Annotated in this window: 14 protein-coding genes; 6 read left to right on the plus strand and 8 right to left on the minus strand. The window is 69.7% G+C overall.

Features of this window, described 5'->3' with window-relative positions; genetic code table 11:
- Positions 1-504 precede the first annotated feature (504 nt).
- The 3 genes from paaI to LR948_RS14230 are packed head-to-tail and all read left to right on the plus strand — an operon-like array spanning position 505 to position 2,859.
- Positions 505-954, plus strand: coding sequence for a hydroxyphenylacetyl-CoA thioesterase PaaI (gene paaI / locus LR948_RS14220; protein ID WP_232754737.1), 450 nt, complete (start codon positions 505-507; stop codon positions 952-954).
- Positions 951-2,258: a phenylacetate--CoA ligase PaaK gene (gene paaK, locus LR948_RS14225; protein WP_232754738.1), complete on the plus strand. Its 1,308-nt coding sequence runs from the start codon at positions 951-953 to the stop codon at positions 2,256-2,258. Before paaI ends, paaK begins: the two co-directional genes overlap by 4 nt.
- Position 2,259: 1 nt before the next feature.
- Entirely contained in the window at positions 2,260-2,859 is a 600-nt protein-coding gene (locus LR948_RS14230) for a TetR/AcrR family transcriptional regulator (RefSeq protein ID WP_232754739.1), read from the plus strand.
- 361 nt (positions 2,860-3,220) lie between these two features.
- On the opposite strand, the gene paaZ is transcribed toward LR948_RS14230, so the two are convergent.
- The 7 genes from paaZ to LR948_RS14265 all read right to left on the minus strand — a co-directional run bounded on the left by paaZ (position 3,221) and on the right by LR948_RS14265 (position 10,044).
- Complete coding sequence (gene paaZ, locus LR948_RS14235) at positions 3,221-5,281, minus strand: phenylacetic acid degradation bifunctional protein PaaZ (RefSeq protein ID WP_232754740.1); 2,061 nt, start codon at positions 5,279-5,281, stop codon at positions 3,221-3,223.
- 52 nt (positions 5,282-5,333) lie between these two features.
- Positions 5,334-6,407, minus strand: a complete 1,074-nt coding sequence (gene paaE, locus LR948_RS14240) for a 1,2-phenylacetyl-CoA epoxidase subunit PaaE (RefSeq protein WP_232754741.1) — start codon at positions 6,405-6,407, stop codon at positions 5,334-5,336.
- Between the two features lie 13 nt (positions 6,408-6,420).
- Positions 6,421-6,966 (minus strand): 1,2-phenylacetyl-CoA epoxidase subunit PaaD, encoded by a 546-nt coding sequence (paaD, locus tag LR948_RS14245; RefSeq protein ID WP_232754742.1) that lies wholly within the window; start codon positions 6,964-6,966, stop codon positions 6,421-6,423.
- A 2-nt stretch (positions 6,967-6,968) separates the two neighbouring features.
- Complete coding sequence (gene paaC, locus LR948_RS14250) at positions 6,969-7,775, minus strand: 1,2-phenylacetyl-CoA epoxidase subunit PaaC (protein ID WP_232754743.1); 807 nt, start codon at positions 7,773-7,775, stop codon at positions 6,969-6,971.
- A complete protein-coding gene (gene paaB, locus LR948_RS14255) occupies positions 7,775-8,059 on the minus strand; it encodes a 1,2-phenylacetyl-CoA epoxidase subunit PaaB (RefSeq protein WP_232754744.1) in 285 nt (94 codons plus the stop codon). Before paaB ends, paaC begins: the two co-directional genes overlap by 1 nt.
- A gap of 26 nt (positions 8,060-8,085) precedes the next feature.
- Positions 8,086-9,078, minus strand: a complete 993-nt coding sequence (gene paaA / locus LR948_RS14260) for a 1,2-phenylacetyl-CoA epoxidase subunit PaaA (RefSeq protein WP_232754745.1) — start codon at positions 9,076-9,078, stop codon at positions 8,086-8,088.
- A gap of 90 nt (positions 9,079-9,168) precedes the next feature.
- A complete protein-coding gene (locus LR948_RS14265) occupies positions 9,169-10,044 on the minus strand; it encodes a PaaX family transcriptional regulator C-terminal domain-containing protein (RefSeq protein WP_232754746.1) in 876 nt (291 codons plus the stop codon).
- 136 nt (positions 10,045-10,180) lie between these two features.
- Here LR948_RS14265 and LR948_RS14270 point away from each other — a divergent pair, with 136 nt between their 5' ends.
- Genes LR948_RS14270 through LR948_RS14280 form a run of 3 tightly spaced genes read left to right on the plus strand, consistent with a single transcriptional unit; the run spans position 10,181 to position 12,742 of the window.
- Entirely contained in the window at positions 10,181-11,602 is a 1,422-nt protein-coding gene (locus LR948_RS14270; protein WP_232754747.1) for a cytochrome ubiquinol oxidase subunit I, read from the plus strand.
- Positions 11,603-11,612: 10 nt separating this feature from the next.
- On the plus strand, positions 11,613-12,614 hold the full coding sequence (gene cydB, locus LR948_RS14275; protein ID WP_232754748.1) for a cytochrome d ubiquinol oxidase subunit II: 1,002 nt from the start codon (positions 11,613-11,615) through the stop codon (positions 12,612-12,614).
- Positions 12,614-12,742 carry a DUF2474 family protein gene (locus LR948_RS14280; RefSeq protein ID WP_232754749.1) on the plus strand — a complete coding sequence of 43 codons (129 nt, stop codon included), beginning with the start codon at positions 12,614-12,616 and terminating at the stop codon, positions 12,740-12,742. Before cydB ends, LR948_RS14280 begins: the two co-directional genes overlap by 1 nt.
- 3 nt (positions 12,743-12,745) lie before the next feature.
- Here the strand turns inward: LR948_RS14280 and LR948_RS14285 are convergent, their stop codons facing one another.
- Positions 12,746-13,348, minus strand: a complete 603-nt coding sequence (locus LR948_RS14285) for a gamma-glutamyl kinase (protein WP_232754750.1) — start codon at positions 13,346-13,348, stop codon at positions 12,746-12,748.
- Positions 13,349-13,495: the final 147 nt, after the last annotated feature.

Below are 13,495 nucleotides of genomic sequence, written 5' to 3' on the forward strand. Positions count from 1 at the left end.
CTAGGACCCCGAGACCCGGTGCAGCCCTGTGAACTCCGTCGGCCTCCCGGCCGAAAGCCCACCCTCTCAGCAAGGGCGCGCGCCGGACCGGGGGCCGGCGCTTCTGACCTTCGAGCGATGCGCTTTATCCGGGCAAGGTCAGGACGAAAGACGAACTAGGTACGCCATCCCAAGGAGCGCCGGCCCAAGGGGCCGGTCCGGCGCGCGCCCGGCACCTTCGGTGCTGTTCGGGCGCAAGGGGGTGGGCTGGCCCCTGCCGCCGCGCGCCGGGGGCTAGGTAGCTTGTGCTCCGGCACTGCCCGTCTCACTCCAAAGGCACACCGGCGACACCCGCGAGACATGCACGCCAGACCGGCTTGCCCGGCGCCGCAGCCGCCTTGCCAAGCCAAGTGCCTCACATACTGTGCCAACAGCCCCCTCCCCCCCACAAATTCGTTGACCGACCGGACGGTCTATGTATTCTACCGCCGCCGGAAGAGGAGCCGGCGACAGGGAGGAGTTAGCATGTCGGACGCCGATCCGGACGCGCTCGCGCGCGCCTGCGCCGAGGCGATGTGGCAGGAGGACCACGCGAGCCGCGGGCTCGGCATGGAGATCACCGCGATCTCCGCCGGCCGGGCCGAGATCGCCATGACCCTGCGCCCGGAGATGGCCAACGGCCATGGCATCGCCCATGGCGGCTTCATCTTCACCCTCGCCGACACCGCCTTCGCCTTCGCCTGCAACGGCTATGACGACGTGACCGTCGCCCAGTCGAACAGCATCACCTATCTCGCGCCCGGCCGGGTCGGCGACCGGCTGATCGCCCGCGCCCGCGAGATCGCCCGGCCCGGCCGCTCGGGCCTCTACGACGTCACCGTGACCCGCGCCTCGGACGGCGCAAGGATCGCCGAGTTCCGCGGACAGTCCCGGGCCTCCGGCAAGCCGCTTCTGCCCAAGGGAGACCAGAGATGACCGACCTGACCCCGCCCCGCGAGATCCTCGACCCGATCGAAGTGGCGAGCCGCGACGAGATCGCCGCCCTGCAGCTCGAGCGCATGCAGCGCTCGCTGGCCCACGCCTACCAGAACTCGCCCTTCTACCGCGCCAGGTTCGACGCGGCGGGCGTGCATCCAAGCGATCTGAAATCCCTCGCCGATCTCGGCAAGTTCCCCTTCACCACAAAGCAGGACCTGCGCGACACCTATCCCTTCGGCATGTTCGCCGTCCCGCGCGAGCGCATCGCCCGGCTGCATGCCTCCTCGGGCACCACCGGCAAGCCCACGGTGGTGGGCTACACCGAGGGCGACCTGAAGGTCTGGTCCGAGGTCGTGGCCCGCTCGATCCGCGCCTCGGGCGGGCGCCGCGGCGACATCTGCCACGTCGCCTATGGCTACGGGCTCTTCACCGGCGGGCTCGGGGCGCATTACGGCGCCGAGACGCTCGGCTGCACCGTGGTGCCGGTCTCGGGCGGCATGACCGAGCGGCAGGTGACGCTGATCACCGACTTCAAGCCGCGGATCATCATGGTCACGCCCTCTTACCTTTTGTCGATCCTCGACGAGTTCCGCCGCCAGGGCCGCGACCCGCGCGAGAGCTCGCTCGAGATCGGGATCTTCGGCGCCGAGCCCTGGACCAACGCCATGCGCGCCGAGATCGAGGAGGCCTTCGGCATGCATGCGGTCGACATCTACGGGCTCTCCGAGATCATCGGCCCCGGCGTCGCCAATGAATGCGTCGAGACCAAGGACGGGCTGCACATCTGGGAGGACCACTTCTACCCCGAGATCATCGACCCCGAGACCGGGGCGGTGCTGCCCGACGGCGAGCTGGGCGAGCTGGTCTTCACCACGCTGACCAAGGAGGGCCTGCCGATCGTGCGCTACCGCACCCGCGACCTCACCCGGCTCCTGCCCGGCACCGCGCGCTCGATGCGGCGCATGGAGAAGGTCACCGGGCGCTCGGACGACATGATCATCCTGCGCGGCGTCAACGTCTTCCCGACCCAGATCGAGGAGCAGATCCTGAAGTGCGAGGGCCTCGCCCCGCATTTCCAGATCGAGCTGACCCGCGCCGGCCGGATGGACAACATGACCGTTCACGCCGAGGCCCTGCCCGAAGCCGCGACCGAGGACGGCCAGGCCGCCTCGCGCGCGGCGCTCGCCCATCACATCAAGTCGGTGGTCGGCATCTCGGCCGAGGTCCAGGTGCACCGCCCCGGCGGCGTCGCCCGCTCCGAGGGCAAGGCCAAGCGCGTCGTCGACAACCGGGAGGGCTGAGATGGCCCGCCCCCGCGCCGAGGACTTCGACGCCAAGCGCCACGGGCTCCTGCTCGACGCCGCGCGAGTCTTCGCCACACAGGGCATGGACAAGGCCTCCATGGCGCAGATCGCCGCCGAGGCGGGGGTCTCCAAGTCCTTGCTCTATCACTATTATCCCTCGAAGGACGCGCTGATCTTCGCGATCATCCACGACCACCTCGAGGCCCTCGACGCGGCCCTGGCGGCGGCGACCGACCCCGCCGCAGCCCCCGAGGTGCGGCTCGAGACACTGATCGCCGCGGTGCTCGAGGCCTACCGCGGCGCCGACCATCAGCACCAGGTGCAGATCAACGCGGGCCAGGTGCTCTCGGGCGAGGACCGCGCGCGCATCCTGGCGCTGGAACGCCGCATCGTCGGGCGCTTCGCCGAGGTCCTGGCCGAGCTGCGCCCCGATCTGACCGAAGGCGCGCCGCCGCGGCTGAAGGCGGTGACCATGTCGCTCTTCGGGATGCTGAACTGGGTCTACCTCTGGTTCCGCGACGACGGCCCGCTCAGCCGCCGCGACTACGCGCGGATCGCGACGGACCTGATGCTGGGCGGGCTGCCGGGGCTGCGCTAGGCGGGGGTTGCTTGCGCGGTGTGCTTGGGGCCGGGCGGTGGTGTTTGCGGGGTGGCTGCGCTTTTGCATTTTTGGGTGTGGGGGGCTCTGCCCCCTCTTCGGGCCTGCGGCCCGAATTCACCCCCGAGGGTATTTGGACAAGCTGAAGGGCAAGAGGGCGGCGCGCTTCGGGCCCGCGGGGGGCGCGGGCTTTGGGGTGTGGAGGCGGCGCGGTTTTTTGAGCGGATTGGCGCGGGAGGCCGGGCGCGCCTTTTCCGGTGGGCGGCGCGGAGGCCGCGGGCGCGCCTCGTTGCGGGCGCGGGAGGCCGAGCGCGCCTTTTCCGGTGGGCAAGCGCGAGGGCCGCGGGCGGCGCCCATCACCTCAGGCGGGCGGCCAGTCCTTGGCGACCATGGTCAGCACCTCGTAGTCGGCGACCAGCTCGTCGTTTTGGTTCACCACGCGCGCGGCCCAGCGCACCTCGCCGTGGTCGGCCCCGGCGCGCGGGTTGATCGCCTTGCAGCTCAGCGTCACCGACAGCGCGTCGCCGAAGTAGACCGGCGTCAGGAAGCGCAGGTTGTCGACGCCGTAATTGGCCAAGACCGGGCCGGGGTTCGGCTCCACGAAGAGCCCGGCGGCGAAGGAGACAATCAGGTAGCCATGCGCCACCCGGTCGTCGAAGAAGGGATTCTCCCGCGCGGCGGCGCTGTCCATATGGGCGTAGAAGGTGTCGCCGGTGAACTCGGCGAAATGCTCCACGTCGGCGCGGGTGATCTGGCGCGGGCCGGCGCTGATCCGGTCGCCGAGGCGCAGCTCGGAAAGCGGGCGGCGGAAGGGATGCACGTCCTCGCGCGTGGGCGCGCCGGGGGCCCATTCGCCGGTCACCGCCGAGAGAAGTTCGGGCGCGCCCTGGACGGCGGTGCGCATCATGAAATGCTTCACCCCGCGCATGCCGCCCATCTCCTCGCCGCCGCCGGCGCGGCCGGGGCCGCCGTGCACCAAGGGCGCGAGCGGCGAGCCGTGGCCGGTGGAGCTTTTGGCCGAGTGGCGCGAGCCGATCAGCACCCGCCCGTGATGCGGCGCAAGGCCGGTGACCACCTCGGCGGCGACGCCGGGATCGGCGGTGAAGAGCGAGGAGACCAGCGAGCCCTTGCCCTTGGCGGCGAGCGCCACGGCTTCCTCGGGGCTGTCATAGGCCATGAGGGTCGCGACCGGGCCGAAGGCCTCGATGTCATGCACGGCATGGGCGCCCATGGGGTCGCGGGCGCGCAGCAGGATCGGCGACATGAAGGCGCCGCTCTCGGCGCTGCCCGAGGCGAGCTCCACCCGCTCGGGGTCGCCCGAGACGATCTCGGCCTCGGCCCGGAGCGCGGCGACCTGGGCGCGCACGCCCTCGCGGTCGCCGAGGCTGACCAGCGCACCGATGCGCGTGGCCTCGTCTTCGGGCAGGCCCACGGCAAGCCGGGAGAGCCGCTCCGAGAGCGCCTGGGCCAAGGCCTCTTCCCGGGCGCGGGGCACGATGACGCGGCGGATCGCGGTGCATTTCTGCCCGGCCTTCACGCTCATCTCGCGCGCCACCTCGCGCACGAAGAGGTCGAACTCGGGGCTTTCGGGCCCTGCGTCGGGGCCGAGGATCGCGGCGTTGAGGCTGTCGGCCTCCATGGTGAAGGGCACCGAGTTGGCGACCACCGCCGGATGGGCGCGCAGCTTCTGCCCCGTGGCCGCCGAGCCGGTGAAGGTCACCACGTCCTGCACGTCGAGATGGTCGAGCAGTTCGCCCGCGCCGCCCGCCAGGAGCTGCAGCGCGCCCTCGGGCAGGATCTCCATATCGAGGATGGCGCGTACCACGCGTTCGGTCAGATATGCGGTCTGCGAGGCGGGTTTCACCAGGCAGGGCATGCCGGCGATCAGGCTCGGGGCGATCTTCTCGAGCATGCCCCAGACCGGGAAGTTGAAGGCGTTGATATGCACCGCCACGCCCTGGCGCGGGGTCAGGATGTGCTGGGCGGAGAAGCTGTCGTCCCCCGAAAGCGGCTCCACCGGGCCCTCGGGGATGACGCGGGCGTTGGGGAACTCGCGCCGCGCGCGGCTGGCGAAGGTCAGAAGGGTGCCGATGCCGCCGTCGATGTCGATCCAGCCGTCCTTGCGGGTGGCGCCGGTCCAGAAGTTCTCCTGGTAGAAGACCTCCTTCATCTCCATCAGGCGCAGGCCGATCTCCTTCAGCATCAGCGCGCGTTCGTGCAGCGTCTGCGCGCGCAGCGCCGCGCCGCCCTGGTCGCGGCCCCAGGCGAGCGCCTCGCCCAGGTCGAGCCCCTCGGCGCCGATCTCGGCCACCACCTCTCCGGTCGCGGCGTGATGGAGCGGCCGTGCCGCCCCCTGCCCCTGGCGCCAGTCCCCGGCCAGATAGCTTTCGAGCCGGCGCGGCCCCGTGATCTCGTCGCGCATGTGTCCTCCCTGTCCCTGTCGGCGCGCGCCCTGTCCCGGGCGCCCGGAAATGTCAGGCGTCGTACGTCAGAACCACCCGGTCCGAGAGCGGCAGGCACTGGCAGCTCAGCACGTAGCCCTCGCGCAGCTCGTAATCCTCGAGCGCGTGGTTGGTCCGCATCTCGACCTCGCCCTCGAGCACCTTGGCGCGGCAGGTCGAACAGACCCCGGCCTGGCAGGAGAAGGGCGCGTCGATGTCTTCGGAGAGCGCGGCGTCGAGGATCGCCGTGCCGTCGCGCGGCATGGTGAAGCGCCGCGTGGTGCCGTCGAGCGTCAGCTCCACCTGCGTGCCCGCGCCGTTGCCCGCCCGCGCCGATGTCGGCGGTGTCTTGGCCCGGCCGGGCTGGGCCGCGGCGAACAACTCGAACTTGATCTGCGCGTCACTCAGCCCCGCCGCGCGCAGGCTCTCGGCGATGGTCAGCATCATCGGCTCGGGGCCGCAGATGAAGGCCATGTCGACCGAGGCCGCGTCGATCCAATGGGTGAAGAGCGCCTGCATCTTCTCGGCGTCGACCCGGCCCGAGAAGAGGTCGATCTCCTGGCTCTCCTCCTCGAGGACATGGATCACCGAGAAGCGCCCGAGGTGGCTGTTCTTCAGGTCCTCCAGCTCCTCGCGGAACATGATCGTGCCGATCCGGCGGTTGGCATAGACCAGCGTGACCCGCGCGCCCGGCTCGCGGGCGAGCACGGTCTTGATGATCGACAGGACCGGGGTGATGCCCGAGCCGCCGGCGAAGAAGAGGTAGCTCTTCTCGGCCGCGGGATCGAGCGGGGCGTGGAAGCGGCCGGCGGGCGGCATGGCCTCGAGCGTGTCGCCGGGCTTGAGGTTGTCGTTGGCCCAGCTCGAGAAGGCGCCGCCGTCGACGCGCTTGATGCCGACCCGCAGGACACCCTCGTCGAGGCCCGCGCAGATCGAGTAGCTGCGGCGCAGCTCCTCGCCGTCGAAGTCGCGGCGGAAGGTCAGATATTGCCCCTGGATGAAGTCGAAGGCCGCCTGGTCGTCGGCGCGGGGACGCAGCGTGACCACCACCGCGTCGCGGGTGGTGCGGGTCACATCGATCACGTCGAGAGGATGGAAACGAGCCATGCCGGCACCTCGCTCAGATGCACTTGAAATAGTCGAAGGGCTCAAGGCAGTCGGTGCAGCGCCAGGCCGCCTTGCAGGGGGTGGAGCCGAAGCGGCTGACCTCCTCGGTGCGGGCCGAGCCGCAGCGCGGACAGGCCGGGGAGGCATTGCCGCCGCCCGCAAGCCGCGCCGCGCGGGCCGCGAGGCGGCCGTCGCTGGCCGTGCCGTCGATCGGCGGCGCGATGCCATAGGCGCGGAGCTTCTCGCGGGCCTCCGCGCCGATCCAGTCGGTGGTCCAGGGCGGGGAGAGCTGTCGCTCGACCCGGAGCGAGGCCACGCCGCGCTCGGCCAGGTGCCGCTCGATCTCCATCTCGATGACCGAGGTGGCGGGGCAGCCGGAATAGGTCGGCGTCACGCGCACGACCAGGGTGCCCTCCTCCCAGGCGACGTCGCGGACGATGCCGAGATCGGTGATCGAGATCACCGGGATCTCGGGGTCGGGCACCTCCGAGAGCCAGTCCCGCACCAGGGCGGGATCGGGGCGCGGGGCGGCGCTGTCCGTGGTCCGGGGCGCGGTCATGCTCACCACTCCGCGCCCGGGTAGGCGCGCTGCAGGAACTGCATCTCGGCCAGCAGGAAGCCCAGGTGTTCGCTGTGGCGCCCCTTGCGGCCGCCGTTCTGCACATCGGCGCGGCCCTCGGGGCGCTCCAGCGTCGCCTCGCGCAGGGTCTCGTCGAGGATCTCCTGCCAGGTGGCGGAGACGGCTGCCATGTCGGGCACGAGCCCCGCCTCGACCAGCGCGGCATCGCCCGGCGCGGGCTGGCAAAGCTCGCCCGCATAGGGCCAGAGCCGCTCCAGCGCGGTCTGCATCCGGGCGTGGCTTTCCTCGGTGCCGTCGCCGAGGCGGATCACCAGGTCCTGGCTGCGCTCGAGGTGATAGGCCACCTCCTTGCGCGCCTTGGCGGCGATCTCGGCGAGCCGCGGGCTGGCGCTTTCGGAAAGCGCGTGCAGCATCGGCAGGTGCCAGGCGTCGAAGAGGAACTGCCGCATGGTGGTCACCGCCATGTCGCGGTTGGGCAGCTCCACCAGCAGCGGATTGCGGAAGCGCAGGGCGTCGCGCAGATAGGCCAGATCGTCGGCTGAGCGGCCCTGCCCTTCGACCTCGCCGGCGAGCGCCAGCCACATCTCGGCATGGCCGATCAGGTCAAGCGCGACATTCGCCAGGGCAATATCCTCTTCGAGCGCGGGCGCCTTGCCGCACCACTCCGAGAGCCGGTGACCGAGGATCAGCGCCCCGTCGCCCAGCCCGCAGAGCCAGTCGAAGGCGGCATCGCGGTGCTCGGGGGCAAAAAGCGGATCGCCCGGGCGCGGGTCAGCGGCGCCCGCCATCACATGTGCCCCACGTCGTCGGGAATGTCGTAGAAGCTCGGGTGGCGGTAGGGCTTGCTTTCCGCCGGGTCGAACATCGGGCCCTTCTCGGACGGCGCCGAGGAGGTGATGTCGGCCGAGCGCACCACCCAGATCGACACGCCCTCCTTGCGGCGGGTGTAGACGTCGCGGGCGTTGCGGATCGCCATCTCCGCGTCGGGCGCATGCAGCGAGCCGACGTGGCGGTGGTTCAGCCCCTGGCTGCCACGGATGAAGATTTCCCAGAGGGGCCATTCCTTGGACATGCTGTCGCTCCCTTGTCGCGCCGGGCTCACTCGGCCGCGGTGGCCTGGCCGGCGCGCCGCGCGGCCCGTTTCTCGGCATAGGCGCTGAGCCCGTCGCGGAACCAGGCGCCCTCGTCCCAGGCGGTCTGCCGCGCCTCGAGCCGCTCCTGGTTGCAGGGGCCGTTGCCCTTGAGCACCTCGAAGAACTCCTCCCAGTCGGGCTCGGAGAAGTCGTAATGCCCGCGCGCCTCGTTCCAGGCCAGGTTCGCGTCGGGCACGGTGAGGCCCAGGAACTCGGCCTGGGGCACGGTCTCGTCGACGAACTTCTGGCGCAGCTCGTCGTTGGTGTTCATCTTGATTTTCCAGCGCATCGACTGGGCGGAATGCACGGAGTCCTTGTCCGAAGGGCCGAACATCATCAGCGCCGGGCCCCAGAAGCGATCGAGCGCATCCTGCGCCATTTCCTTCTGTTCGGGCGTGCCCTGGGCCATCTTCATCATGATCGCGAAGCCCTGCCGCTGGTGGAAGCTCTCTTCCTTGCAGATGCGGATCATCGCGCGGCTGTAGGGCCCGTAGGAGGTCCGCTGCAGCGGCACCTGGTTCATGATCGCCGCGCCGTCGACCAGCCAGCCGACCGCGCCCATGTCGGCCCAGGTCAGCGTCGGGTAATTGAAGATCGAGGAGTATTTCATCGCCCCCGAGAGGAGCTTTTCCGTCAGCTCGTCGCGGCTGACGCCCAGCGTCTCGGCGGCGGAATAGAGATAGAGGCCATGTCCCGCCTCGTCCTGCACCTTTGCGAGCAGGATTTGCTTGCGCTCGAGCGTCGGCGCGCGGGTGATCCAGTTGCCCTCGGGCAGCTGGCCGACGATCTCGGAATGGGCGTGCTGGCCGATCTGGCGGATCAGCGTCTTGCGGTAGCCCTCGGGCATCCATTCCTTGGGCTCGATCTTCTCGCCGGCGTCGATGCGGGCCTGAAAGGCCTGCTCTTCCGGGGTCGGCTCTCCCTCGGTGGGGTCGGATTTCACCATCTGGGCATACATGGCGCACCTCCTCTGATGCGGATCTGCCGATGTTATATACCGATTAAAGCATCACAGTCAAATGTGGCATCTCAACATTGCCGTGATGTTTCACGGCAGGGCGGCCTCGCGGCGCAGCCCGCCGAGCCTTGCGCGGGTGGCCTCGGTCTCGGGCGGCAGGAGGCCGTGGCGGTCCTCGAGCCGGGCACCGATGCAGCGGTCGGCCTCGGGGCAGAGCGCCAGGTAGGCCGAAACGAAGAGCCGCCGGGCCGCCGCCCCCTGCCAGCCTTCGGGCAAGGCGCCCTCGGGCAGGCGCGGATCGGCCAGCGCCGCCTGGCGGTAGTCATGCACCAGCCGCAGCCGCAGAAGGAGCGCCCCCTGCCCTTCGGCCGGGGCTTCCGCCAGCGCCTCGGTCACGCCGGACCAGGCCTCGGCGAAGGCGCGGTAGGCGGCATCCGCCTCGTCCAGGGACCAATGCGCGGCGCCGAAGTCGCGCAGCCCCTGCCCCTGCGAGACCGGGGCGGCGGACATCACGAGCCCCGCCGGCCGCTCTACCTCCGCGCGATCGGGCGCGGCCCAGACGGTGCCGCCGATGCGCGCCCAGGGGGCCGGCAAATCCCTTTCGCCAAAGGCCATGAGCCAGCCCAGCGGCTGCGGCGGCGGGGCGTAGATCAGCCGGTCGGCCCCGGCAAATTCCGCCTCCGCGCCCGGAGTCAGCCGGTAGTGCGAGACCCGGCCGACGCGGGTGCCCTCGAGCCGCTCGGCGCCCACCAGCCGCGAGACCGCGGTGCGCACCAGCGTCTCGCTCAGCCCGGCCTGGCGGCCCAGGGCGATCAGGCTGCGCATGGAGACCGTGCCGCCACGCGGCGCGACCGCGTCGCCGTAGATCGTCACCAGGTAGCCGGTGGCGCGCGGCACGGGGCCGTCGAGATAGCGCCGCAGAGGCTGCGGCAGCGGGTCCGAGGTATGGTCGAGGCGTTTCGTCATGGCACGCCATTGTAGCTCTTTGCGAAATGACTGTCATGTCAAATGCGCGTTTCACAACCCTCGCGCGAAGCCGCTGGCCACCCCCGCCCGCGGCGCTATCTCCTTCAAAAGTCGACGCGAACCCGGAGTGTCATCCATGTTCGAGAGCTTCACCGCCGAGACGCTGGCGCGCTTCCAGTTCGCCTTCACGGTGTCCTTCCACATCATCTTCCCGGCCTTCTCGATCGGGCTGGCGAGCTTCCTGGCGGTCCTGAACGTGCTCTGGGTGCGCAGCCGCAACCGGGTCTATCTGAACCTCTTCGACTACTGGAAGAAGATCTTCGCCGTGGCCTTCGGCATGGGCGTCGTCTCGGGCATCGTGATGTCCTACCAGTTCGGCACCAACTGGTCGGTCTTCTCGGACCGGACCGGGCCGATCCTCGGCCCGCTCATGGCCTACGAGGTGCTCTCGGCCTTCTTCCTCGAGGCGGGCTTCCTCGGCATCATGCTGTTCGGCCGCGAGAAGGTCGGCGAGAAGCTGCATCTCTTCGCCACGCTCATGGTGGCATTCGGCACGCTGATGTCGGCGACCTGGATCCTGTCGGTCAACTCCTGGATGCAGACCCCCGCGGGCTACAGCATCGCCGAGAACGGCCAGTTCGTGCCCGAGAGCTGGCTGGCGATCGTCTTCAACCCCTCTTTCCCCTACCGGCTCGTGCACATGGTGCTGGCGGCCTATCTCACCACCGCCTTCGTGGTCGGCGGGGTCGGCGCGCTGCATCTTCTGCGCAAGAGCGCCGACGCCGAGGCACGCAAGATGTTCTCCATGGCGATGTGGATGGCGGTGCTGGTCACCCCCGTGCAGATCCTCGCGGGCGACTTCCACGGGCTCAACACCCTGGAGCACCAGCCGCAGAAGGTCATGGCCATGGAGGGGCATTACCACAGCTACCCCGAGGGCGCGCCGCTGATCCTTTTCGGCATCCCCAACCCCGAGGAGAAGCGCGTCGATTACGCCATCGAGGTGCCGCAGCTCTCCTCCTTGATCCTCAAGCACGAATGGGGCGCGCCGATGGACGGGCTCGACACGATCCCCGAGGACGAGGAGCCGCCGGTGGCCATCGTCTTCTGGTCCTTCCGGGTCATGGTGGCGATCGGCTTCGCCATGCTGGCGGTCGGGCTCTGGAGCCTCTGGGCGCGGCGGCGCGGGCGGCTCTACGAGGACCGCGCGCTCCTGCGGTTGATGCTGCCCATGGCGCCCTCGGGCTTCGTCGCGGTCTTGGCGGGCTGGATCACCACCGAGGTCGGGCGCCAGCCCTACACGGTCTACGGGCTCTTGCGCACCTCGGACAGCCTCGCGCCGGTCGACGCGCCGGCGGTGGCGACCTCGCTCCTGGCCTTCATCGTGGTCTATTTCTTCGTCTTCGGGGCGGGCACCTTCTACATCCTGCGGCTCATGGGCAAGGAGGTCGGCGAAAGCAGCGCCGAGATCGACGACGGCCCGACCCGCACCGCCGGGATCACCCCGGCCAACCAGCTCCGCCCCGACGCCTGGGCGCCAGGCGGCGCGGGCAAATAGGGAGGGCGCGATGTTCGATCTTGCCAATATCTGGGCCGCGCTCATCGCCTTCGCGGTGCTGACCTATGTGATCCTCGACGGTTTCGACCTCGGGATAGGGATCCTCTTTCCCTTCGCCCGCGGCGAGGAGGACCGCGACGTCATGATGAACTCGGTCGCCCCGGTCTGGGACGGCAACGAGACCTGGCTGGTCCTGGGCGGCGGCGGGCTCTTCGCGGTCTTCCCGCTGGCCTATGCGGTGGTCATGCCGGCGCTCTACATCCCGATCATCGTCATGCTCTTGGCGCTGGTCTTCCGAGGCGTGGCCTTCGAATACCGCTGGAAGACCAAGCGCTGGAAACACGTCTGGTCGGTCTGCTTCTCGGCGGGCTCCTACGTGGCGACCTTCACCCAAGGCGTGGCGCTCGGCGCGCTCGTGCAGGGCATCGAGGTCGAGGGCCGGGCCTATGGCGGCGGCTGGTACGACTGGCTGACCGCTTTCTCGCTGCTGACCGGCGTCGCGCTGGTGGTCGGCTACGCCCTTCTCGGCGCGACCTGGATCAACATGAAGACCACCGGCCCCCTGCAGGAGGCCAACCGCCGCGCCGCCAAGCCCCTGGCGCTGGTGCTCCTGGCGCTGATCGCCTTGGTCTCGGTGCTGACGCCCTTCCAGGACGCGGTCTATTTCGACCGCTGGTTCAACTTCCCCGCCTCGGCCTGGACGGTGCTGGTCCCCGCGATCCTGCTCGCGGTCAGCTACAAGCTTTTCGCGGGACTCAGGAACCGCGAGGACGTCTCGCCCTTCCTGATGGCCAATGCGCTCTTCGTGACCTGTTTCATCGGGATCGGGATCAGCTTCTACCCGCACATCGTGCCGCCCGGGCTGACCATCGAGGAGGCCGCCGCGCCGGACTCGAGCCTGGCCTTCGCGCTGGTCGGCGCGGGCATCCTGGTGCCGATCATCCTGGCCTATACCGCCTATGCCTACTGGGTGTTCCGCGGCAAGATCGACGCCAGCTCGGGCTACCACTGATGGCGCGGGAGCGCCCCGAGGACCCTCGCCCCCGCTGGCAGCGCTACGCCTGGTTCGCCGGGCTTTGGCTCGCCTCGGTCGCGGTGCTGGCAGCGGTCGCGGCGCTGATCCGGCTGGTGGCGGTCTGAGCCCTAGCCCTGGGGCGCGATGCCCTCCCAGAGCGCAAAATCCGCGGCGCACTTGCGGCGCAGCTTGGCCTCGATCTCCGGGCTGAGCGCCAGGTCGCGGCGCGGCGAGACGTTTTCGCGCGGCAGATCGAGGCTGATCCCCAGCCGGTCCTCGAGGAAGGCCACGATCCGGCCCTGGTCCTCGTAGCGGAAGAACCGCGTGACCTCGGTGCCGTTGGGCCGGGGTTCGACGAACTTCGCCTGGCTGCCGACACTGGCGAAGGGCGGGCGTTCGCCCCGGCAATAGGCGTCGACGAAGGCGTCGAAGGACAGATCCCGGGTCGAGACCCGCTTTCCGTCGAGAAAGGGCCGCTGGCGGTAGCGATACCAGGAGCCCAGCCAGGAGATCGGCTCGCGGATCACCGCCACGACCTCCATCTCCTCGGCGCCCATCTTGGCGAACATCGGGCGGAAGAAGCGGTTGTAGCGGTAGACCGGCGCGTGTTTCAGCTCGGGCGGATCGCTGACCACCATGCCCGCATGGGGCCCGAGCGCGCGCGCATAGGCGGTGCTGCCCGTCTTCGGAACGGCCAGCATCACCAGCCGCGCTTTCCAGAATACCAGCATCGCCGGCCCGCCTCTCCTGCCTGTGCCGCTAAACTACTTGTTAACCCCGAAGCCCGAAAGTTCGACCTGTGGAATTTTCTTGAAATGTTCTCCTTTTGACCTCATAACATCGAGAACAAGAGGTGAACGACGCAGTCATTGCCGCCC

It is taken from the genome of Roseivivax sp. GX 12232, assembly GCF_021272185.1.
In the GTDB taxonomy this organism is placed as follows: Bacteria; Pseudomonadota; Alphaproteobacteria; order Rhodobacterales; family Rhodobacteraceae; genus Roseivivax.

Bases quoted from the DNA above. Each gene is read 5' to 3' on its own strand.
- paaI (WP_232754737.1), top strand. From the start codon at position 505: ATGTCGGACGCCGATCCGGACGCGCTCGCGCGCGCCTGCGCCGAGGCG.
- paaK (WP_232754738.1), top strand. From the start codon at position 951: ATGACCGACCTGACCCCGCCCCGCGAGATCCTCGACCCGATCGAAGTG.
- LR948_RS14230 (WP_232754739.1), top strand. From the start codon at position 2,260: ATGGCCCGCCCCCGCGCCGAGGACTTCGACGCCAAGCGCCACGGGCTC.
- paaZ (WP_232754740.1), bottom strand. From the start codon at position 5,281: ATGCGCGACGAGATCACGGGGCCGCGCCGGCTCGAAAGCTATCTGGCC.
- paaE (WP_232754741.1), bottom strand. From the start codon at position 6,407: ATGGCTCGTTTCCATCCTCTCGACGTGATCGATGTGACCCGCACCACC.
- paaD (WP_232754742.1), bottom strand. From the start codon at position 6,966: ATGACCGCGCCCCGGACCACGGACAGCGCCGCCCCGCGCCCCGATCCC.
- paaC (WP_232754743.1), bottom strand. From the start codon at position 7,775: ATGGCGGGCGCCGCTGACCCGCGCCCGGGCGATCCGCTTTTTGCCCCC.
- paaB (WP_232754744.1), bottom strand. From the start codon at position 8,059: ATGTCCAAGGAATGGCCCCTCTGGGAAATCTTCATCCGTGGCAGCCAG.
- paaA (WP_232754745.1), bottom strand. From the start codon at position 9,078: ATGTATGCCCAGATGGTGAAATCCGACCCCACCGAGGGAGAGCCGACC.
- LR948_RS14265 (WP_232754746.1), bottom strand. From the start codon at position 10,044: ATGACGAAACGCCTCGACCATACCTCGGACCCGCTGCCGCAGCCTCTG.
- LR948_RS14270 (WP_232754747.1), top strand. From the start codon at position 10,181: ATGTTCGAGAGCTTCACCGCCGAGACGCTGGCGCGCTTCCAGTTCGCC.
- cydB (WP_232754748.1), top strand. From the start codon at position 11,613: ATGTTCGATCTTGCCAATATCTGGGCCGCGCTCATCGCCTTCGCGGTG.
- LR948_RS14280 (WP_232754749.1), top strand. From the start codon at position 12,614: ATGGCGCGGGAGCGCCCCGAGGACCCTCGCCCCCGCTGGCAGCGCTAC.
- LR948_RS14285 (WP_232754750.1), bottom strand. From the start codon at position 13,348: ATGCTGGTATTCTGGAAAGCGCGGCTGGTGATGCTGGCCGTTCCGAAG.